General features: G+C 64.0%; 19 protein-coding genes. 14 read left to right on the top strand and 5 right to left on the bottom strand.

What is annotated here, in order from left to right:
* Positions 1 to 10: 10 nt before the first annotated feature.
* Positions 11 to 1,309, bottom strand: coding sequence for a leucine-rich repeat-containing protein kinase family protein (locus tag LNV08_RS03820; protein ID WP_263532342.1), 1,299 nt, complete (start codon positions 1,307 to 1,309; stop codon positions 11 to 13).
* Between the two features lie 193 nt (positions 1,310 to 1,502).
* On the opposite strand from LNV08_RS03820, the gene LNV08_RS03825 reads away from it, so the two are divergent.
* The 12 genes from LNV08_RS03825 (at position 1,503) to LNV08_RS03880 (ending at position 12,500) form a co-directional block, all read left to right on the top strand.
* Positions 1,503 to 2,573: an AraC family transcriptional regulator gene (locus tag LNV08_RS03825; RefSeq protein ID WP_263532343.1), complete on the top strand. Its 1,071-nt coding sequence runs from the start codon at positions 1,503 to 1,505 to the stop codon at positions 2,571 to 2,573.
* Between the two features lie 294 nt (positions 2,574 to 2,867).
* Entirely contained in the window at positions 2,868 to 3,503 is a 636-nt protein-coding gene (locus LNV08_RS03830; RefSeq protein WP_263532344.1) for a DUF6160 family protein, read from the top strand.
* A gap of 102 nt (positions 3,504 to 3,605) precedes the next feature.
* Entirely contained in the window at positions 3,606 to 4,142 is a 537-nt protein-coding gene (locus LNV08_RS03835; protein WP_263532345.1) for a DUF6160 family protein, read from the top strand.
* A complete protein-coding gene (locus LNV08_RS03840) occupies positions 4,139 to 4,981 on the top strand; it encodes a hypothetical protein (protein ID WP_263532346.1) in 843 nt (280 codons plus the stop codon). Before LNV08_RS03835 ends, LNV08_RS03840 begins: the two co-directional genes overlap by 4 nt.
* A 5-nt stretch (positions 4,982 to 4,986) precedes the next feature.
* A complete protein-coding gene (locus tag LNV08_RS03845; RefSeq protein ID WP_263532347.1) occupies positions 4,987 to 5,913 on the top strand; it encodes a hypothetical protein in 927 nt (308 codons plus the stop codon).
* A 33-nt stretch (positions 5,914 to 5,946) separates the two neighbouring features.
* Positions 5,947 to 6,381 carry a hypothetical protein gene (locus tag LNV08_RS03850; RefSeq protein ID WP_263532348.1) on the top strand — a complete coding sequence of 145 codons (435 nt, stop codon included), beginning with the start codon at positions 5,947 to 5,949 and terminating at the stop codon, positions 6,379 to 6,381.
* A 27-nt stretch (positions 6,382 to 6,408) separates the two neighbouring features.
* Positions 6,409 to 7,176 carry a C39 family peptidase gene (locus LNV08_RS03855; RefSeq protein WP_263532349.1) on the top strand — a complete coding sequence of 256 codons (768 nt, stop codon included), beginning with the start codon at positions 6,409 to 6,411 and terminating at the stop codon, positions 7,174 to 7,176.
* A gap of 2 nt (positions 7,177 to 7,178) precedes the next feature.
* On the top strand, positions 7,179 to 8,186 hold the full coding sequence (locus tag LNV08_RS03860; protein ID WP_263532350.1) for a transporter: 1,008 nt from the start codon (positions 7,179 to 7,181) through the stop codon (positions 8,184 to 8,186).
* 7 nt (positions 8,187 to 8,193) lie between these two features.
* Positions 8,194 to 9,822, top strand: a complete 1,629-nt coding sequence (locus LNV08_RS03865) for an OmpP1/FadL family transporter (RefSeq protein WP_263532351.1) — start codon at positions 8,194 to 8,196, stop codon at positions 9,820 to 9,822.
* A 42-nt stretch (positions 9,823 to 9,864) separates the two neighbouring features.
* Complete coding sequence (locus LNV08_RS03870) at positions 9,865 to 10,425, top strand: DUF2059 domain-containing protein (RefSeq protein ID WP_263532352.1); 561 nt, start codon at positions 9,865 to 9,867, stop codon at positions 10,423 to 10,425.
* A 54-nt stretch (positions 10,426 to 10,479) separates the two neighbouring features.
* Positions 10,480 to 11,571 (top strand): carbohydrate kinase, encoded by a 1,092-nt coding sequence (locus LNV08_RS03875; protein WP_263532353.1) that lies wholly within the window; start codon positions 10,480 to 10,482, stop codon positions 11,569 to 11,571.
* Between the two features lie 5 nt (positions 11,572 to 11,576).
* The gene (locus LNV08_RS03880) at positions 11,577 to 12,500 is read left to right on the top strand and encodes a pseudouridine-5'-phosphate glycosidase (protein WP_263532354.1); all 924 of its coding nucleotides are present in this window, start codon (positions 11,577 to 11,579) and stop codon (positions 12,498 to 12,500) included.
* Positions 12,501 to 12,517: 17 nt separating this feature from the next.
* On the opposite strand, the gene LNV08_RS03885 is transcribed toward LNV08_RS03880, so the two are convergent.
* On the bottom strand, positions 12,518 to 13,060 hold the full coding sequence (locus LNV08_RS03885; protein ID WP_263532355.1) for an MOSC domain-containing protein: 543 nt from the start codon (positions 13,058 to 13,060) through the stop codon (positions 12,518 to 12,520).
* 131 nt (positions 13,061 to 13,191) lie between these two features.
* Here LNV08_RS03885 and LNV08_RS03890 point away from each other — a divergent pair, with 131 nt between their 5' ends.
* Both LNV08_RS03890 and LNV08_RS03895 read left to right on the top strand, forming a co-directional pair.
* The gene (locus tag LNV08_RS03890; RefSeq protein WP_263532356.1) at positions 13,192 to 14,442 is read left to right on the top strand and encodes an efflux RND transporter periplasmic adaptor subunit; all 1,251 of its coding nucleotides are present in this window, start codon (positions 13,192 to 13,194) and stop codon (positions 14,440 to 14,442) included.
* Positions 14,439 to 17,528, top strand: coding sequence for an efflux RND transporter permease subunit (locus LNV08_RS03895; protein ID WP_263532357.1), 3,090 nt, complete (start codon positions 14,439 to 14,441; stop codon positions 17,526 to 17,528). Before LNV08_RS03890 ends, LNV08_RS03895 begins: the two co-directional genes overlap by 4 nt.
* On the opposite strand, the gene LNV08_RS03900 is transcribed toward LNV08_RS03895, so the two are convergent.
* Genes LNV08_RS03900 through LNV08_RS03910 form a run of 3 tightly spaced genes read right to left on the bottom strand, consistent with a single transcriptional unit; the run spans position 17,525 to position 19,748 of the window.
* A complete protein-coding gene (locus LNV08_RS03900) occupies positions 17,525 to 18,325 on the bottom strand; it encodes a ChbG/HpnK family deacetylase (protein ID WP_263532358.1) in 801 nt (266 codons plus the stop codon). The genes LNV08_RS03895 and LNV08_RS03900 overlap by 4 nt on opposite strands.
* Positions 18,322 to 18,711, bottom strand: a complete 390-nt coding sequence (locus tag LNV08_RS03905; protein ID WP_263532359.1) for a GtrA family protein — start codon at positions 18,709 to 18,711, stop codon at positions 18,322 to 18,324. The genes LNV08_RS03900 and LNV08_RS03905 overlap by 4 nt, the downstream gene beginning before the upstream one ends.
* Entirely contained in the window at positions 18,708 to 19,748 is a 1,041-nt protein-coding gene (locus LNV08_RS03910) for a glycosyltransferase family 2 protein (protein ID WP_263532360.1), read from the bottom strand. Before LNV08_RS03910 ends, LNV08_RS03905 begins: the two co-directional genes overlap by 4 nt.
* Positions 19,749 to 19,752: the final 4 nt, after the last annotated feature.

A 19,752-nucleotide genomic window follows, 5' to 3' on the forward strand; every position in this document is an offset into this window, starting at 1 on the left:
GCCGGCGCAATTACAAGGCTGCAGCCAGGTCCGCAAACAGGGGCCGCGCGGCAGCATCGGCCTGCACGCAAGCCGCTTGCAGCCGATGCAGATCGGGCGCCGCATCCGGGCAGCGATTCAGACACTCCTCGAGCAGGTGGCCAAAAGCCAAGACCTCAAGCCGCTCAAAGCGCTGGCGCTCGGCCCCGCTGAGATGTTCGGGCAGCAAGCTGGCGGCCCCAAAGTCGCCGAGATGGACCCCACCTCGGCCGTCCCAGAGCAGATTGTGGGCATAGAGGTCGCCATGCGAGATGCCGCGCCTATGCAGGTGGCGGGCCGCATCGACGACACCGCGTGCCATCTGCCGCAGGACTTCTTCGCCCATCTGCAGCGAAGCCGGGTAAACATCGCGGGTGCATGAGCTCAGGCTGGGCGGGCCGGCCAGGGTGCTGAACTCGGGGCCGATGCGCGGCATCACCAAGCCCTCGGCGCCTTGCGGATGGCCGAGCAAACGCGCGCTGGCTGCTATCAGATGCGGGTGCAGGCCGGCGGCCAGACTGGCCGCCCATTCGCTGTGTGGCCAGCCGTCGCTGGTGACGTCGCCCTTGAAGACCTTGACGGCCAATTCACGTTCATGTGCTGGCCCAGCCGGCCAATGCGCGGCATGGATCACGCCGGACGCGCCCTGGCCCAGCAGCGCCCCCATTTGCAGCGCCGCCCAGTCGAGATCGGGCAGCGCTGATCGCTCAAGCACATGCGATTCGCGTTGCGAGCCCCAAGGGTTGCCGCCCACCGCCAACCAGGCCAAATTGGGCAAGTCCAGCAGCCAGGGCGGGATTTGCTCGAAGTGATTGGCCGACATGCGCAAGAGGCCCAAGGCGCGGCATTGCGCCATCGACTCGGGCAAGTGACTCAGTTGATTGCCTGTCAGCGCCAGCTTTTGCAGCTGCCCCCGCTCGCCCAGCTCGGCCGGGAGTTCGCTCAGCTGGTTGTCGGTCAGGATCAACCAGCGCAACTGCGTCGGCAGGGAAGCAGCGGGCAGGCGGGTCAGCTGATTGGACTTGAAGCCGACCATGCTCAAGGCCGCGCAGGCGCCCAGCACCTCGGGCACCTCGGTGAAGCGGTTCTCCGCGCAGAAGATCACCTTGAGCTTGTGCAGGCGGGGCAGATCGTCTGGCAGGCTGCTGAGCGCGTTGCCACTTAGATTGAGCACCTCCAGGCTGTCGGCCAGGGCAAAGACTTCGGGCGGCAGTTCGGTCAGGCCGCAAGACAAATCAAGACGGGTGATGCCCGCAAGGTCGCCGTTGCGTAATTGGGCCAGGGTGTGCATGGGTGGGCGAGCAAGAAAAGCGTGGAAGGGCCGGATTGTCGCGCCTGCCCCGGCCCTTGAATCCGCCGCGACCCTATCCCTTCGGATAGCTAGCACTATCCCTTGGGCTAGCCCCTACCTAGACGGATGGACGGCGACAAGGGGCAGGCCGCCGCCTAGAGTGCGGGCTCCGCCCTATGGAGCCCCTGCCGCCATGCATAACGCCAGTCCCCTCGCCTCCTTGCTGCAGCGCCAAGATGCGGCCGCAGCCACGCCGCGAGCGCCCGAGCCCAAACCGGCAGGCGCGGCAGGGCTGACGAACAGCTGGCACAAGGCGATGGCGCAGGCCTTTGCCGGGCGCGGTCTGTGCTTGCAGAGCCTGCTCGACCAACAAGGCCTGGACCCCGCCGAGCCTGACCCCAGGGTCTTGTCAGACGCCTACAGCGGCGCCTGGGAATTGGCGGCCGCGCGCACCGGCGACGCCGCGATTGGCCTGAGCGTGCCGGCGCATCCGCTGGTGGCGCTGGGCCTGCTGTCGCACTTGGTGCTGGCCGCGCATGACCTGGGCGAAGCGCTGCAATACATCTTGCGGTTTTCGGCGCTCTTATCGCCGGCGGTCTGCATGGAGCTGGACCAGGCAGCTGGCCAAGCCCGGCTGCGCGTAGACATACTCAAGGGGCTGCGACCCACGCCGCTGCAGCGCTATGACTTCATCGCCAATGTGGTCTTGCAGTCGCTGAACTGGGCGACCGCCCGGCGAGTGCGCCCGCTCAGCATCAGCTACCCCTTTGCAGCGCCGCCGGATCTGGGGCGCTGGATCGAGGTCTTCGGCTGCGAACTTGAGTTCAATGCCGAACACTTCTGCATCGTCTTTGACAGCGCCGATCTGAGCACCCCCATCCCCACGGCCAATGCCAGCGTCGCGGCGCTGTGCGAGCGCAGCGCAGCCCAAGCCATGATGCAGCGCGGCGGCAGCATACAGGTGCGCGTGCGGCAACTGCTGACGCAGGAACTGCCCAAGGGCGACCCCAAACGCGAGGCCATTGCCACCTTGCTGCACATGAGCGAGCGCACGCTGCAGCGCCGACTGCTGGAGGAGAGCACCAGCTTCAACAAGCTGTTGGACGAAACCCGGCGCGAGCTGGCTGCGCGCTATTTAAGTCGCGGCAGCATCACCGCCACCGAGATGAGTTTCGCCCTGGGCTTTGCCGACCCGAGCAATTTCTACCGCGCCTGCAAGCGCTGGTTTGGGCAGTCGCCCAGCCATCTTCGCAGCCTGGCCTGAGCCGTGGCCATAACTTTCTATCAGGACAGCATAGAAACCCTGTCATGGTTCCTACTCCCCACCGAACGGAGGGCGCGCAAGGCCAAGAGCTTGGCTCGCAAAGTCACTGGTTTTTGCCAACTAATCCGCATCATTCGTCCACGCCGCTGACAACTCGGCGCAGCCAGGGAGCCCACAAGCACCCGCGCTGCAAAGGGCCAAACCCGTGACTGAAGACTGCGGGCGGCGCGTGCAAGAGACTGTTTCAAATAGCTTTATTTATTCAATCAACTAGTCAATTCTGGAGATATTCAAATGAACGCATTCAAACTTTCCGCCGTCGCAGCCCTGCTCGCCGCCTCCCTGTCGGCTTCCGCCATGACCGCTATTGACGACGGCGCGCTGGCGCAAGTCAGCGGCCAGGACGGTGTGTCTATCGCCGGTGACCTGAACATCAATATCGGTTCGTTCAAGTACACCGACACGGACACCAACGGTGGTTCGGTCTCCTTCAACAACATCGGCATCAAGGGCATGTTCGTGATGACGCTGGACATCCTGAACAAGAGCGCCTTCGTCAGCAATGTGGCTGATTCCATCGGCACCCACCTGGGCTTCACCCAAGCCGATGCCGACAACGGCAAGGCCTTGGCCGCCGGCGTCGCAGTGACCCCAACAGCCGGTGGCGGTGCCGTCGCTACACAACTGGGCAAGTTGACTGCAGCCACTTTTGACACCTTCGGCGCAGCCACCGGCGCAGCCATCTATGACGGCGCCAGCGACATCGTTCAGTTCGCCTTCCCTAACGCCAAGCTGGATTCCAAGCTGAGCCCAAGCGTCACCGTCGCCGGCATCACCCTGGGCAATAGCGTGGGCAACAAGTCTTTCGGCAGCATCGCCATCAACAACATGGACCTGCAAGGTTCCAAGTTCTGGATCTGGGCACATTGAGCCAAGGTTTGATTTGAACCCTTGAGCGCAAGTCTCGGCCCGGCGTCCTTTGCCGGGCCGATTTCTTCTGCGCTGCCAACTTTTTGCTAACAACTCATTCACATGCAACGTCTCTATCTGCTGATGCTCGCCGCATTCGCCCTGCTCTTGTTGAGCAGCGCGGCGCGAGCCATGAGCAGCATGGACGATGCAGACCTGGCCGATGTGCATGGCCGCGACGGCGTCACGCTGGCGGCCGACCTGGACATCAGAATAGGCTCCTTCAGCTACAGCAACAAAAGTGCCGGCAACCCCGACGGCGGCAGCATCTCCTTCAACAACATCACCCTGCGCGGCATGTTCGTGATGACGGTGGACCTGTTGAACTCGGCCAGCTTCACCGCGACCATGAGCAACGCAATGGCCGCTTACGGCGCCGATGGCACGGCCGGCATCAGCCGCCTGCTGAGCAGCGGCACCTACGACGGCCACAGCGATGTGATCCAGTTCGCGCTGCCGAACGCCGGGCTGGACCACAGACTGAGCCCCAGCCTGGCCATTGCGTCGGTAACCATGGGCAATAGCAGCGCCTCCTTCGGCAGCTTTGCCTTCACCAATATCGATCTGCAAGGCTCGAAGATCTGGATGTGGGCGCGATGATGAAGAGCATCCGGACCGCTAGCTTTCGAAGTTTGCTGCTCTGCCTGACGCTGCTCGGCAGCGCCGCCGCGCAAGCCCAACAAAGCCAGATGGCGCCGCTGCCGGACGCCGAGCTGGCCCGCGTCTGGGGTCAGGCAATGGTCGCTATCAGCAACACCAGCTTGAACGGCCTGGACTTCTCGCGCCTGACACTGAATGCCGACCTGAAGCTGAGCGCCAATTTTTCCAATCTGCGCTTGGGCGAATACAACTACGCCGCGCGCAATGGCAGCGGCGCCGATATCGACATCAGCCGGCTGCAGTTTGGCCGCAGCGATCTGTTTGAAGCGCAGCGCACTGTCGCCCTGAGCAACCCATTCTTCGAGTTGGTCTACCGTCCAGCCAGCGGCGCCGGCGAGCGCGAGATTGTCGGCATGCGCCTCGGATTTGAGGGCGTCAGCGGTGCCTTCGGTCTGAGTGCCAAAAACATCAGCGGCTCGCTCGCGATTGCCGACAGCCAAAGCGCCAATGTCCTCGACTCTCGCCAAGACCCCTTGGGCGGCAAGCGCTGGGACGGCGGCAATTGCGGCGCCGCCGCCTGCCCCTTCAGCCTGGCCCAGATCGGCAGCCTGCAGGCGGGCGATGCGGCCGGGCCGAGCCGAGATCTATTCCTGGCGGTGCTGAAAAGCGCGGTGCAGTTCCCGGCGGCCGTGGCCGGCATGGCCGCGCCCGATCCGGCGCAGGCAGGCATCTGGATGAATTGGCGCGACAAGCTCAGCGCCGGCAATCTGAACGCGGGCCTGCCGCCTAACTTGCCACCCGTCCTTCCACCGCCAATGACCAAGCCCGGCGGCGGCTGAAGACCATGCTGCGCCCCAACCGCCTTGAAAACACCAGAGTCTTGCAGGCTCTGTTGGCGCTTGTGGGCTGCACCTTGAGTTGGGCCGCATTGGCGCTAACGCCGATTTCCGATGAAGACTTGGCCCGCGTCCAAGGCCGCGACGGCTTTGCCTTCAATCTGCGCGGCTTTGCACTGCAAGGCCCGCTGACGCTGCGACTGGGCGCGGCGGATGGTTCCGGCCTGGCGCTGTCCAACTTTGCGCTGTCACGCTCGGACGATCTCGCCGCCACCTTCTCCGACCCCTATCAGCTGAGCCTGATCAAGGGCCCAAGCGGCATGCCAGACCGCGTGATCTTGAGCGAGCCGCTCAATCTCAACAGCGCCTTGCGCTGGCAGTTTGCCGCCGACCTGAGCTTGATCGACAAGAGCAGCAGCGCGGCGCCAAGCAGCTTCAACGCCGGCGCGCTCGTACTGCAAGACCTGCGCAGCTTCGGCGGCACGCTGAGCTTGGCGCCCAGCGCCGACCCGAATGAGCAGGGCATCGCCTTCGGCCTGGGTCTGCGACTGGATGTGGGCGCCCTGCTGCTGCGCCCGCGTGGGCGTGCTGACACGGCGTTGTTCGACAGCCCCGGCGCAGCCGAGCAATTCAGCCTGCGCGGCATTCATCTGGCTGCCGCGACAGCCGACGGGCAGCTCGGCAACAGCCTCTGGCGCCTGGCCGATCTGGACCGCCAGCCGCTGCTGCTGAACGCCGTCAGCAGCCCCGAGAGTGGCGGCTTTCTGCATCTGAACTTGGCCTGGCCGAGCCAAGGTCAGGCGCCGGCCGGCAGCTTGGCTATCGACAACATCGCCTTCAAAAGCGATGTCGGGCCTAGCCTCGATCTGGGCAGCAGTCGCATTGGCAGCATGCAGATCCAGTACCTCGATGTGCGCTTGAAGACGGGGCCCTGATCCATGCATCGCAGTCGCACCAGGGCCCCCGCCTTGCTGGCCATTTTCTTGTTGTTGCCCTCAGCGGCGCAGGCTGCCAATGCCCTGTCAGACGAAGAACTGGGCGGCGTGGCGGGGCGCGGCGGCATTGTCTTGAACGCGCATCTGGAGCTCAACACAGCGGCCACGTCCGACAACCGCGTCAGCCTCGGCTTTCGGGTCGCCGGCAACACCAGCTATTTGCTGCTGCACAAGCTCAGCGGCACGCTGGATTTGCTCGGCCTGACGCTGCAGGCGGTAGCCGGGCCGGCGGAGATCGGCGACGTGATTCAGCTGACGCTGCCGACCTTTGTGGGTTTCAAGGATTTCGGCGTCAAGGCGATCGGCGTGCAGAGCGATCCCTTGGCCCCGATCGCAGCCAGCCTCGGGCAGATCCAGCTGAACGGCAGCGTGCAAATGCAGGGTCAGGTCTTGCTCTGGGCCAAGTGATGTTGAAACCTTTGGGGACCTTCTGATATGTGGATGATTTTGCTCGGCGCAGTGGCGGCGCTGATTGGCGGCGCGACGGTCAACACCCAGCACCCCTTCCAGGACATGCCGGAGAACCAGTTCGAGCTGCCCATGACTCAGGTGGGCGGCGGCGTGGCGCCGCTGTCGGTGCGGATCGAACCGCTGTCGGAGATCAAGTTCCGCAACATCGTCCACCAGGCCTATGACTACAGCTGCGGCTCGGCTGCGCTGGTGACCGTCATCAACAACTACCTCGGCATCCAGGTCAATGAGCAGCAAGCGATGGAAGGCATGTTGGCCTTCGGCGAGCGCGACAAAATCATCGAGCGGCGCGGCTTCTCGCTGCTGGACATGAAGCGTTATGTGATCAGCCTGGGCGCAGAGGGGGCCGGCTTTCGCGCCTCGATGAAGGATCTGGCCGAGCTGACGCAACCGGCCATCGTGCCGATCGACTATGCCGGCTTCAAACATTTTGTGGTGTTTCGCGGCATCCGCGGTGGGCGGGTCTTTCTGGCCGACCCGGCCATGGGCCACATCGTCTTCTCGACCCAGGAGTTCGAGGAACTCTGGGACCGTAACACGCTATTTCTGCTGACACCGGGCAAAAGCCAAGGCCAGAAAACCCTTTCCCTGCTGGCGATTGGCGACGAAGAGCTGGGCGTCATCGACGACGACCTGGTGCGCCGCCACGCCAACCTTCCCCTGCCGGACAACAGCGAAGCCTTGCGCAACGCAGTCCAAGCCAACTTTGGCATTTTCAATCTCCGACGCTGACCATGAAATCCCTGCTGATCCTCTCCACTGCCCTGCTGTTCGCCGCTAGCTCCCAAGCCCAAAGTACCGAGAAAGCTGCCGCCCCGAGTAAAGACGCTGCCCGCGAGGCCTTGGCCAAGCAAGACGGCGACAGTGACCAAACCGCCGTCCTCAAGGCCGCGCTGAGCGCCCAAGACAAGCAGTATTCACTGATCCGCAAGGGCAAGATGGCGCTGACCTATGACTTCGGCTACGCCTATATCGGCGCGCAGCAAATCAATGCCCGCTTCGCCGACTCGACGCTGACCCTGTTCAATATCCAGAACACCCGCTCGCACACCGTCACCAACAGCTTCTCGGCCGACTACGGCCTGCGCGACAACATGACGGCCAATGTCGTCGTACCCCTGGTCAGCAAATTCTCCGAGTCGGAGACTTTTTCCGGCATGAGCAATGGCTTTGGCGACATCAGCCTAGGCATGCGCTGGCAGCCGCTGGCCCTGAGCCGCGACATGCCCTCCTTCACCACCTCGACCACCCTGCGCCTGCCGACCGGGCGCAGCCCCTTCAAGGTGACGGCCGGCCAGGGCTTGAGCACCGGCTCGGGTTACACCGCACTGAGCTTGGGCGCCAACACCTCCAAGGTGATGGACCCGGTCGCCCTGTTCGGCTCGGTCTCGCTGACGCTGGGCGCGCCGGTACGCCATCTGAGTCAGAAGTTGAACGACAACGCCACGCTGACCGGCGTCGACCCCGGCGCCAGCTTCGGCTTCGGCATGGGCTTTGCCTATGCGCTGTCCTACAAGGTCTCGACCACGGTCTCCTTCCAGGAAACGATCTCGGCCAAGACCCGGCTGATCCTGGCCGACGGCAAGACCAGCCAGACCTCGACCCAGACCTCGGGCCTGCTGAGCTTCGGCTTGGGCGTGCGGGCCGCGCCGCAGACAACCTTCAATGTGTCGGTCGGGGTCGGCCTGGGGCCGGATGCGCCGGCCTTCACCCTGGGGCTCAATATCCCGCTGAATTTCTGAGGCAAGCATGAGCTCCTTTGCAGTGGGCCACCGCCGGCCCGCGCGCCTCGTTGCGGCCGGTTTGGGCTGGGCCCTGCTGGGACTGGCACCGGCGCAGGCCGCCTTGACCGACAACCTCGGCGCCAGCGTTGTCGCGATGTCGCTGGGCAATGCGGTGGTGGCCGACCCACCGGGCATTGACGCCATCCATTTCAACCCGGCCGGTCTGACCCGGATCAAGCACGACCGCAAACAGGATTCGATCTTCGGCGCCAGCATCAAGCCTTATGCGAGCTTTCATCAGCCCGAAGGCTTTGATATTGGTGGTTTCAAGGAAGACCCGCTCAACAACACCCACACCGGTGACAACGTGCGCAGCTCGCTCTTCCTGCCCATCTACGGCCCGGTGCCCGTGCCCATGCCCAGCGCGATCGGCGCCGGCCTGGGCCTGGCCTTTCACGAGGCCGACTCGAAATGGACCTTCGGCACCGCCTCCTATGTGCCGATGGCGGTGGGCATTGACCGCACCAAAGACCCGAATGATCCGGCCCGCTTCGATGGCCGCAAGGTGGTGATGCAGCGTCTGGTCTATTTGTCGCCAACCGCCGCCTACAAGTTCAGCGATTCCCTGAGCTTCGGCCTGGGTGTGCCGATCGCGCACCAGGGCTTCGCCTTGAACACCGATATGCGCATGCCTAACGAGTTACTCGGCACCATAGGCAAGCTGCAAGATGCCTGGTGCGGCGACAACGGCAACCCGCTGGACGCACTGGCCTTTGGCCTGTGCGGCGGCGGCAAAGAGGGGCGTGTGCGGCCGTTTGGCAAGGCTGGCAATATGGACTTCGAGCTGACGGCGCCGGTTGACCCCACGCTCAATATCGGCATGCTGTGGGAGCCAAAGGACTGGTTCGCTTTTGGCGCCAGCTACCAGTTCGGCTCCAAGACCGCGATGACGGGGCGTTTCACTTTCAGCGCCGAACCCATGCTGCGCAAATTCGTCGAGGGCATGTATGCCAGTTTGCAAGGCCCCATCATGGCCGCCACCTTCGGCATGCCGACCTCCATTCCCGAGGTGCAAAGCGGCAACGTGACCCTGGTGCTGCCCTTCCCCGAACACGCGCAGGTCGGCATCAAGGTCAAGCCGCTGTCCTTCCTGCAGTTCAATATCGACGCGAACTGGACCAACTGGAAACGCTGGGACAAGATGACCTTCCAGTTCGACCAACAGATCGCCTTGCTGCAAATGGCGCGCCTGTTCGGTCAGGCCGACGCCAGCAAGCTGATCATTCCCCGCGACTACAAAAGCCCGGTGCACTTTGGCTATGGCATGGAGCTGAGCGTGGGCAAAAGCATCGTCGTTCGCGCCGGCTACGAGCCGCGCAAGAGTTCGATCCCGCGCTCGGCGCTGGATCTGATCGCGCCGATGCCGGACCTGGTCGTGCAAAGCCTGGGTCTGGGCTACACGACCAAGGGCGGCACCCGCTTCGACCTGGCAGCCAGCTATGCGCATGGCAAGTTCGACCTGCCGGCCAACACCAGTTGCAAGCTCAATTGCAATAACTTCTTCAACGTGATCTACAACCCCTATGCCGGCCTGGACATCAACGGCGGCATCCGCATCCGCTATGCCGGCGTGACGATGTCCCACGATTTTTAAGCAGCTCTTGCCTCTTGCTTCCCAATGAAAACTCTCTACAAAATGACTCGCCTGACCGCCCTCACAGCCCTCACCTTGAGCGCCAGCCTGCTGTGCAGCGCCGTACAGGCTCAGACCCAAACGCTAGCCAGCGCCGACAGTCGCCAAGCCTTGGTCGACAAATTGTTGTCGCTCTGGCATGTCGACGATGTCGCGGTGGTGATGGTGCAGCGCCCGGCCGCCAGCGCCATGGAGCAGGCCCGTATCGCGCTGCAGGGTCGCGTCAGCGCCGACAAGCGCGACCGCACGCTGAAGGACATCAGCAGCGATGTGCAGACCTATGTCGATGAGGCCACGCCCTTGGCGCGCCAGAGCGCGCAGCGCCTGCTCAAACCGACGCTGAGCCCTGTGCTGCTGCAGCAGTTCACCGACGAGGAGTTGCGCCAGATCATTGCGCTGCTGGAGTCGCCGGTGAAGAAGAAGTTCGAGAAGCTGGCGCCGGAGCTCGAGCGAAGCTTGGGCGAAAAAGTCGCCGAAGACAGCGGCCCGGCCATCAATCCCAAACTGCAAACGATGACGCAGGCGGTGGGCCTGAAGCTGCGCGCCGCATCGATTGCACCTTGACCCGCCCTCAAGACAAATGTTTAAACAAAAGGACATTTGTCTTATGATGCGCCGATGGACTCTAAAAAAGAGCAGTTGCTGGGCCTGGTTCAGCACAACCCCTTCATCAGCCAACAAGACCTAGCCGAGCGCCTGAGCTTGTCGCGCTCGGCGGTGGCCGGCCATATCGCAGCGCTGACGCGCGAGCGGCGCATCCTCGGCCGCGCCTATGTCTTGCCGCAGCGCAGGCCCATTGTCTGCATTGGCGGCAGCAATATCGACCGCAAGCTGCGCAGCCAAGCCGCCATCCAGATGGGCAACTCCAACCCGGCAGTCTCAAGCGAGAGTCCCGGCGGCGTGGCGCGCAATGTGGCCGAGAACCTGGCCCGCCTGGGCCTGCCCGTGCATCTGCTCAGCGCCTTTGGCGAGGACGCGGCCGGGCGCTCGCTACTGGCGCAGGCAGCAAGTTTGGGCGTGGACAGCAGCGCCAGCCTGATCACGGCCGACGCACCGACCGGCAGCTACACGGCGGTGCTCAACCCGGACGGCAGCCTGGCCCTGGGTTTGGCGCAAATGGATTTATGCGAGCGCATGACGCCGGACTTCCTTGACCAATGCACGGCGCAGCGCGCGCCAGCAAGTCTGATCCTGCTCGACCTCAACCTACCCGCCGAGAGCATTCAACAACTGCTGCTCGAGGCGCAAGCCGAGGGCAGCGCGCCCTTGATCGCAGTGGCGGTGTCGGCACCCAAGATGGCGCGACTGCCGGCTGATCTGCGCGGCTTGAACCTGCTGATGCTGAACCGCGATGAGCTCTCGGCCTGCGCTGGCATGGCCATCGACAGTGACGCCGATCTCGAACTGGCTCATCAAGGCCTCAGCGCGCGTGGCCTGCGGCGCTTGATCGTCACGCAAGGCGCCGATGCGATCTGGTTTGGCGCAGCCGGCGAGGCCTTGAAATCCCTCAAGCCCAAGCGCGCCAAGGTGGTCGACGTGACCGGCGCCGGTGACGCTTTCGCCGCCGGGGTCTGCGCGGGCTTGGGCCAAGCGCCCGATGACTTGGCAGCCGCATGCCGACTAGGTATGAGCTTAGCCCGACTGACCCTGCAATCCGAACACACCGTCTCGCCCGAACTCAGCCCTGCGCTTCTCTCACTGCAAAACTAGGCCCTATGAACAACGCTTCCGAATTCCTGAGCTTCTCCGCCGAGGTGGCCGCCGCCCGCGCCGCCGGGGCGCCCATCGTGGCACTGGAGAGCACCATCATTTCGCACGGCATGCCTTACCCGCAGAATGTGCAGACGGCACGCGAGGTCGAGGCCCTCATCCGCGCCGGCGGCGCCGTGCCGGCCACCATCGCGGTGCTGGAGGGCAAGATCCGCATCGGCCTGTCTGACGCCGAACTGGAACTGCTGGGCCAGTCGCCCGACGCGATGAAGGTCAGCCGGCGCGACCTCCCTTACGTCTTGTCGAGCGGAAAGATCGGCGCCACCACGGTCGCCGCGACGATGATTTGCGCGGCGCTGGCCGACATCCGCGTCTTTGTCACCGGCGGCATCGGCGGTGTGCACCGTGGCGCCGAGACCAGCTTCGACATCTCGGCCGACCTGCAGGAACTGGCACAAACATCGGTGGCGGTGGTCTGCGCCGGCGCCAAGTCGATCCTGGACATTGGCCTGACGCTGGAATACCTGGAGACGCAGGGCGTGCCGGTGCTCAGCATAGGCCAGGCCAACTTCGCCGCCTTCTACACGCCGGACAGCGGCTTCAAGGCGGACTTCCGCATCGATACGCCGGACGAGCAGGCAGCTTTTTTGCGTACGAAATGGGCCTTGGGACTGGCGGGCGGCGTGGTGATCAGCAACCCGGTGCCGACTGACGAGGCGATGCCGCGCGAGGAAATTGAGCGCATCACCGCCCAGGCCTTGCTCGAAGCCGCGAGCCAAGGTATCAGCGGCAAGGCGGTCACGCCGTTTTTGCTGGCCCGCATCAAGGCCTTGACCGAGGGCCGCAGCCTGGCCACCAATATCGCGCTGGTGAAAAACAATGCCAGGGCCGGCGCGCGTTTGGCTGCGGCCTTGAATCAGGCCCGCTGAGCCTAGGTTAAACCCGCTTAAACCCGTTCCAGCGGCCGCTGTTCGCCCTGCGGCAACGCGATCCGGATTTGATCCGAGGGCTTGACCTCGCCGCCCGCCAACACGACACCCATCACGCCAGCCTTGCGGATCAGCTGACCCTCGGGGCCACGATCCAGCACGGCGGCCAAGAGGCCGGTCAAGAAGTTTTCGATCTGCCCGCAGGGGTTGCGCAAGCCGGTCAGCTCGACGACGGCCTCGGCGCCTATCATCAGCTTGGTGCCTTGCGGCAGGCTCAACAGATCGATGCCCCGGGTCGTGATGTTCTCGCCCATCTGCCCCGGCGCGACGCTGAGGCCGCGACCGGCCAACTCGTCAAACAGCTCCGCCTGAAGCAGATGCACCTGGCGCAGATTGGGCTGGGTCGGGTCCACCGCCACGCGCGAGCGGTGCTGCACCGTCTCGCCGCAATGCGCGTCACCCTCGATGCCCTGACCTTTGATCAGGACCAGGCTCGGAGCAAGTTGTTTGCTGAAGCGATGGGCGTGGTCTTTGTGCAGGGCGAAGACAATCGGGGACATAGCGCGGGTCAGATGGCAAAGATCGCGCATCTTAGCCAGCCCTTGCGCAGCGCCGTCCTGGCAAGCCTATCCATTAAGCTCTGCATCTGCCGCCTCCAGGTCGCACCACATCAAACAAGAAAGTTGGATCCATGCTTCGCAAGTCGTCCCTTGCCCTGATCGTCGCTGCCCTGCTCGCCACCGGGGGCTGGTGGATCTGGCGTCAGCAAACTCGCGCTACTGGGCCTGAAAGCGCGTCGGGCGCCGCGCCGGCACAGGCGGCATCGGCTGCCCCCAAAGGCGGCCCACAGACGGTCGGCGTCTTCAGCGCCCTCAAACAGGATGTGCCGGTCACTTTAGAGGCCAGCGGCACCGTCGCGGCCCTGAATCTGCTGGACATCCGCGCGCAGACCACCAGCATCGTCAAGGACGTGTTGATCAAAGACGGTCAGACGGTGCGCAAGGGCGACTTGCTATTCCGCTTTGACGATCGCGCAGCCCGCGCCGACCTGGACAAGGCCCGCGCCCAACTGGCGCGTGACCGCAACAACCTGGCCGACCTGCAGCGCCAGCATCAGCGCGCGGTCGAATTGCGGGCGCAGAACTTCGTGGCTCAAAGCGCCGTCGACACCGCTTTGAGCAATCTGGAGGCGCAGCGCTCGCTGCTGCAACTGGACGAAGCCGCCGTGCAGGCCGCGCAAGTGGCGCTCAGCTATAACGAAATTCGCTCGCCCATGGCCGGCCGCGCCGGCAATGTCAATGTAGTGGCCGGCAGCCTGGTGCAGGCCAACTCGAGCGCCCTGCCCTTGGTCAGCATCGCGCAGATCAACCCGATTGCGGTCGGCTTCACCTTGCCCGAAACGCAGCTGAGCGCCTTGTTGCAAGCGACGCGCAATGCCAAGGCCGAGCCCTTGATGGCGCAAGTGCTGATGCCCGGCGCTCGCGCCGGGATGAAACCCGCCAAAGGCGAAGAGGCCGCTGCGCCCCCGCAAGGCCGCATCACCTTCGTCGACAACCTCGTGGATGCCGCCAGCGGCACCATCAAGGCCAAGGCCGAGTTCGACAATGAGCAGCAACTGCTTTGGCCCGGCCAATATGTGCGCGTGCGCCTGCAGCTGCGCGTCATCAAGGACGCGACCGTGATCCCAGTCGCCGCCATCATTCAGCGCGGCAATGAGCGCTCGGTCTTTGTCGTCGACGCCGACAAGCTGGCCCAGCAGCTGCCGGTGCAGATTCGCCACAGCTTCGGCGAGATGGCCGTCGTTGAAGGGGTCAAGCCCGGCGACAAGGTGGTGCTGGACGGCAAGCAGAATCTGCGACCCGGCACGGCGGTGAAGGAGCAAGCCGCCGCCTTGAACCCCGCAGCACCAAAACGTGCAGCTTCAGCGGCATCCGGCACATGAGTATTACCGAGCTTTTCATCCGCCGCCCGGTCATGACCGTGCTGCTGAACCTGGCCCTCATCATTGCCGGGCTGGCGGCCTGGAGCAAGATCCCGGTCGCGGCCCTGCCGTCTTACAACACGCCGGTCATCAATGTGCAGGCCTCGCTGCCCGGCGCTTCGCCCGAGACCATGGCGTCCTCGGTGGCCTTGCCGCTGGAAAAGCAGTTCTCCACGATTGCCGGCTTGGCGACGATTTCATCCACCAGCATTCTGGGCAGCACCTCGCTGACGCTGGAGTTCGAGTCTTCGCGCAATATCGATGCGGCGGCGGTCGACGTGCAGGCGGCGCTGTTCCGCGCCCTGCGCTCGCTGCCGACCGAGATGACCACGCCACCCAGCTATCGCAAGGTCAACCCGGCCGATGCGCCGGTGCTGCTGATCGCTCTAACTTCGCCGGCCATCAATCTGTCGGAGCTGAATGACTTCGCCGAGAACCTGCTGACGCCCAGCCTGTCCACCATAGACGGCGTCGCGCAAGTTGCCATCTATGGGCAAAAGCGCTATGCGGTGCGCATCAAGGTCAATAACGATTTGCTCGGCCAGCGCAATATCACACTGGAAGAACTACAGACGGCGATTCGCGGCGCCAACGCCAACACGCCGGTCGGCGTGCTGGACGGCAATCGTCAGACCCTCACCATCCAGGCGAACAAGCAGTTACGCAATGCCAAGGAATTCGGCAGCATTGTGATCGCCAGCCGCAACGGCTCGCCGATCTTTCTGCGCGATGTGGCCGAGGTGCAAGACAGCTTCGAGACCACCAAGTCTTTTTCCAATTTCAACGGCGAGCGCTCCATCGTGCTGGCCGTGCAGCGCCAGCCGGACGCCAACACGGTCAAGGTGGTCGATGCGGTGAAGGCCATGCTGCCGCGCTTTGCGGCGCAGTTGCCGGCCTCGGTGCAGATGACAACCTTGAACGACCGATCGGTATCGGTGCGCGAGTCGCTGCACGACGTGTACTTCACGCTGGCCTTGACCGTCGCCTTGGTAGTGCTGGTGATCTTCTTGTTCCTGCGCCGGGCGGTGGCGACGCTGATCCCGACCTTGTCGCTGCCGATCTCGCTGATTGGCGCGCTCACCCTCTTGTACGCGCTGGGCTACAGCCTGGACAATATTTCGCTGCTGGGCATCACCCTGGCCGTCGGCCTGGTGGTGGACGATGCGATCGTGATGCTGGAGAACATTCACCGTCATATCGAAGACGGCATGGAGCCCTTTTCGGCGGCGGTGCGGGGCGCGCGCGAGATGGCCTTCACGATTGTTTCGATCTCGATTTCGCTGGTCGCGGTCTTGATCCCTATCTTCTTCATGCCGGGCGTGATCGGCCTGTTGTTCCACGAGTTCGCGGTCATCGTCGGCCTCTCCATCCTGGTCTCGGCCGGGGTTTCTCTGAGTCTGGTGCCCATGCTGTGCAGCCGTTTCCTCAAGCCCCATGCTGAACATGAAGAAAGCGCCTTGGGCCGCAGCTTCGAGCGCGCTTTCAACGCCGTGCTGGGCAGCTACACCCGCAGCCTGGATCTGGCCTTGAAGCATCGCAATTGGGTGCTGGGCGTGGCCGTGGCCAGCTTCGCCGCCACCATCTGGCTCTATATCGCCATCCCCAAGGGCTTTTTCCCCGAAGAAGATATCGGCCAGATCCAGGCCAGCACCGAGGCGGCCGAGGATATTTCCTTCAACGCGATGACGGTCTTGCAAGAGCGCGCGGCTGCCATCGTCAAGGATCACCCGGCCGTCGCCAGCGTGTCGGCGGCGGTCGGCGGCGGTGGGGGCGGCGGCAATGCAGGCAACAGCGGCCGCATGTTCATCAACTTGAAGCCCCGCGACCAGCGCCCGCCTATGAAGGCCGTGCTGGAGAGCCTGCGCAAAGATCTGCGTGCGGTGCCGGGGCTGGCCGTCTATTTGCGCCCGGTGCAGAACCTGCAATTGGGCGGGCGCCAAAGCAAGAGTCGCTATCAGTACACGCTGCAATCGGTGGCCGCCGCCGACTTGAACCTTTGGGCGGGCAAGCTGCAGGAGAAGCTGCGCGCCGACCCGCTGTTTCGCGACGTCACCAGCGACTCGCAGCTGCGCGGCCTGCAGGCCAATTTGATCATCGACCGCGAACGCGCCGGCGTGTTGGGCGTGCAGATGCAAGACCTGCGCAGCGCACTCTACAACGCCTTCGGCGAACGCCAGGTGTCCAGCATCTATGCCGAGAGCAACACCTATCAAGTCATCATGGAGGCAGCCGACGGCGAGCGCCAGAGCGAAGACGCCTTCGCCAAAATCCAGCTGCGCGGCAAAGGCGGTGCGCTAGTGCCCCTGACGGCCTTTGCCACCGTGCAGCGCGGACTGGGGCCGACCTCGATCAACCACCAAGGCCAGTTGCAGGCCATCACCCTGGCCTTCAATCTGGCGCCCGATGTGCCGCTCGGTGACGCCACGGCCAAGCTAGACGGCTATGTCAAGCAGCTGCAACTGCCCGCCAGCATCATCACCAGCTATGGCGGCGATGCGGCGGTGTTCCAGGATTCGCAAGGCGGCCAGCTCTTGCTGATAGGCCTGGCCGTCGCAGTGATCTATGTGCTCTTGGGCGTCTTGTACGAGAGCTTTATCCACCCGCTGACGATTCTGGCGGGCCTGCCCTCGGCGGCCGTAGGCGCCTTGCTAACCCTGCAAATCTTCGGCATGGACCTGACCCTGATCGCCACCATCGGCATCCTGATGCTGATAGGCATCGTCAAGAAGAACGCCATCATGATGATCGACTTCGCGCTCGAAGCGCAGCGCCATCGCGGCATGACACCCGAGCAAGCGATCCGCGAGGCCTGCATTCTGCGCTTTCGGCCCATTTTGATGACGACGCTGGCGGCCTTGATGGGCGCTTTGCCGATCGCGCTGGGCCTAGGCGCCGGGGCTGAATTGCGCCAGCCGCTGGGCCTGGCGGTGGTGGGCGGGCTGATCCTGTCGCAGGCGGTGACGCTCTACATCACGCCGGTGATCTATCTGGCGCTGGACCGCTTCAGCGGCAAGGGGCCTGATATGCGGGTGGTTCAGCAGGCCTAAGCCTGCGGCCAGTCCTCGCAAAGCCCGAGCTGCACGCCCAGGCTGGCCAGCAACTCGCCGGCCTCGGCGCTGAGCCAGAAGGCGCGCTCCCGGGCACGCGCGGGGCCGATTGCATCCGGCCGGGTTTCAGTGCCTGCACTTCGGCCCGGGTGCGTCATCAGCAGGCCGCCGTCGGCCATGCTGGCCAGCCAGTCACCGACCAACTGGCCATAGTCGGCTGCCGGTGAAAAGCCATAGACCCCGGCGAAATCGCTATTCATACGCAAGCCCGCAGCCCTGGCCCGCTGACGCAGCGCGCCGGCGCCAAGAACCTCGATCACGGCGGCCTTGCTGCCGCGCCAGCTGCTGGCGCGCGTCGACCGCAGGGCGCAGCGCTGCCCATAACGCTCAATCAAGGCGGCAAGCAAGGCCTCGCGAATGACGGGCAGTTGATGCAGATGCTGGTGCCCGTCGACGAAATCGGGGGCGCTCTGCATCGCTGACTCGAACGCATCTAACTGCTGATTCACCCAGCTGCCCGCCACGCCTATGTCCAGCTTTCGCAGATAGCTGCAGCCTATCCAAAGGCCCAAGCTGCGGCCCTCAGCATAGGGCGCAAACTCATTCAGATCGAGGTGCAAGCCATAGTCGGCCATGCCTTTGCGCTCCCGCAAGGCCGACGCCCAGTTTGGCCAAGCGGGGGACAGCACCATGCAGCCGGTCGCGCTGATGCGGCCGGCATCTATGCATTCCAGGATGCCCTGGCTGATGGCCGCATCAAACCCGTAGTCATCGGCACAGATCTGGATTCGTTTCATAAAGGTGTGGGCGTTCGAGTCGTGCGAAAGGCCCAAAAGCGGCTCAGCAGCCAGGTCATCGCCGCTACCGCCAGCAAGACCAAAAACAGCGCCAAGCGGTAATCAAGACCGGCCGCCAAGAGTAAGGCATAAAGCAGCTCATTGGCGGCAAAACCAAGCAGTGCGACCAGGGCAAAGCGAGGCAAGGCCTGACTGGCCCGCGCCTGCTGGGCGCCAAAGCTGAGCCGGTGATGGCCGACAAAGCTCACGCCAAAGGCCAACACAAAGCCCAGCACATTGGCCACCAAGGCCGCCAGCTGCCACTGCGACACCAGCAACCAAACCACCGACAAATGCACGGCCGCCGCCGCAGCGCCGACCAGGCCGAACCAAGCCAAGGAGCTCACACCGGCTCCTTGCTGACTTCGGGCGGGTCGCTTGGCAAAGGCGGGGTCTGCAAAGGCGGGGTCAGGTCTTGCAACACATAGATAGGCCGGTGCTTGACCTCGTCGAACACCCGGCCCAAGTATTCCGCAATGATGCCCAGACAGAGCAGCTGCACGCCGGCCAAAAAGGTGATCGAGGCGGCCAAGGTGGTGAAGCCCGAGACCGGCTGGCCCAGCAAGGTCTTTTCCAGCACGACCCAGAGTCCAAACACCAAGGACAAGAGCGACACCACGAGCCCCAGCACGGACACCAGGCGCAGCGGGATTTTGGTAAAGGCTGTCAAGCCAACCAGCGCAAAAGACAGCAGCTGCGCCAACCCGTAGCTGGAGGCACCATGCTCGCGCCGATGCGGCACATAGTCGATCGCCCGCGCTCGGAAGCCAACCCAGGCGAACAAGCCCTTCATATAGCGGGCACGCTCGGGCAAGGCGCGCAAAGCCAGCACCACCCGCCTGTCCAGCAGGCGGAAGTCCCCGGCGTTGGGCGGCATATTGATGCGCGAGCCATGATGAATCAGCCAATAGAACAAGCCGGTGAAGCGACGCCTGAGCAAGGTCTGCGACTCGCTGCGGCCCGTCTGCACGCCGTACACCACATCAAAACCCTGGCGCCATTCGCTGATCATTTGCAGCGCCGTCGCGATCGGGTGTTGCCCGTCGGCGTCCATGATGATGACCGCATCACCGTCCGCCGCGTCAAGCCCCGCGCACAGCGCTGCCTCCTTGCCAAAGTTGCGCGACAAGCGCAGCAGCCGCACCGGCAGGCCCTGGTGAATCAGCGCTTGAACCGCCAGGGCGGTGTCATCGCTGCTGCCGTCGTCAACGACCAGCAACTCCACTTGCCTGGCTTGGTCTTTAAACGCAAGAGCGAGCGCGGGCAGCAGCTCGGTCAAATTGAGCGCCTCGTTGAAGGCCGGCAAAACGACGGACAGCAGACCGGGTCGCTCGCGCGGTGGCTGCGTGGGCGAGGCTGGAGGGGTGCAGTGTTCTCTTGTCAATTGA

It is taken from the genome of Paucibacter sp. TC2R-5 (assembly GCF_025717605.1).
GTDB lineage: Bacteria > Pseudomonadota > Gammaproteobacteria > Burkholderiales > Burkholderiaceae_C > Paucibacter_A > Paucibacter_A albus.

Excerpts from the sequence above, each read along its gene's own strand:
- LNV08_RS03855 (WP_263532349.1), top strand. The coding sequence starts at position 6,409 with ATGTGGATGATTTTGCTCGGCGCAGTGGCGGCGCTGATTGGCGGCGCG.
- LNV08_RS03845 (WP_263532347.1), top strand. The coding sequence starts at position 4,987 with ATGCTGCGCCCCAACCGCCTTGAAAACACCAGAGTCTTGCAGGCTCTG.
- LNV08_RS03840 (WP_263532346.1), top strand. The coding sequence starts at position 4,139 with ATGATGAAGAGCATCCGGACCGCTAGCTTTCGAAGTTTGCTGCTCTGC.
- LNV08_RS03895 (WP_263532357.1), top strand. The coding sequence starts at position 14,439 with ATGAGTATTACCGAGCTTTTCATCCGCCGCCCGGTCATGACCGTGCTG.
- LNV08_RS03820 (WP_263532342.1), bottom strand. The coding sequence starts at position 1,309 with ATGCACACCCTGGCCCAATTACGCAACGGCGACCTTGCGGGCATCACC.
- LNV08_RS03860 (WP_263532350.1), top strand. The coding sequence starts at position 7,179 with ATGAAATCCCTGCTGATCCTCTCCACTGCCCTGCTGTTCGCCGCTAGC.
- LNV08_RS03885 (WP_263532355.1), bottom strand. The coding sequence starts at position 13,060 with ATGTCCCCGATTGTCTTCGCCCTGCACAAAGACCACGCCCATCGCTTC.
- LNV08_RS03900 (WP_263532358.1), bottom strand. The coding sequence starts at position 18,325 with ATGAAACGAATCCAGATCTGTGCCGATGACTACGGGTTTGATGCGGCC.
- LNV08_RS03890 (WP_263532356.1), top strand. The coding sequence starts at position 13,192 with ATGCTTCGCAAGTCGTCCCTTGCCCTGATCGTCGCTGCCCTGCTCGCC.
- LNV08_RS03870 (WP_263532352.1), top strand. The coding sequence starts at position 9,865 with ATGACTCGCCTGACCGCCCTCACAGCCCTCACCTTGAGCGCCAGCCTG.
- LNV08_RS03835 (WP_263532345.1), top strand. The coding sequence starts at position 3,606 with ATGCAACGTCTCTATCTGCTGATGCTCGCCGCATTCGCCCTGCTCTTG.
- LNV08_RS03830 (WP_263532344.1), top strand. The coding sequence starts at position 2,868 with ATGAACGCATTCAAACTTTCCGCCGTCGCAGCCCTGCTCGCCGCCTCC.
- LNV08_RS03880 (WP_263532354.1), top strand. The coding sequence starts at position 11,577 with ATGAACAACGCTTCCGAATTCCTGAGCTTCTCCGCCGAGGTGGCCGCC.
- LNV08_RS03825 (WP_263532343.1), top strand. The coding sequence starts at position 1,503 with ATGCATAACGCCAGTCCCCTCGCCTCCTTGCTGCAGCGCCAAGATGCG.
- LNV08_RS03875 (WP_263532353.1), top strand. The coding sequence starts at position 10,480 with ATGGACTCTAAAAAAGAGCAGTTGCTGGGCCTGGTTCAGCACAACCCC.
- LNV08_RS03865 (WP_263532351.1), top strand. The coding sequence starts at position 8,194 with ATGAGCTCCTTTGCAGTGGGCCACCGCCGGCCCGCGCGCCTCGTTGCG.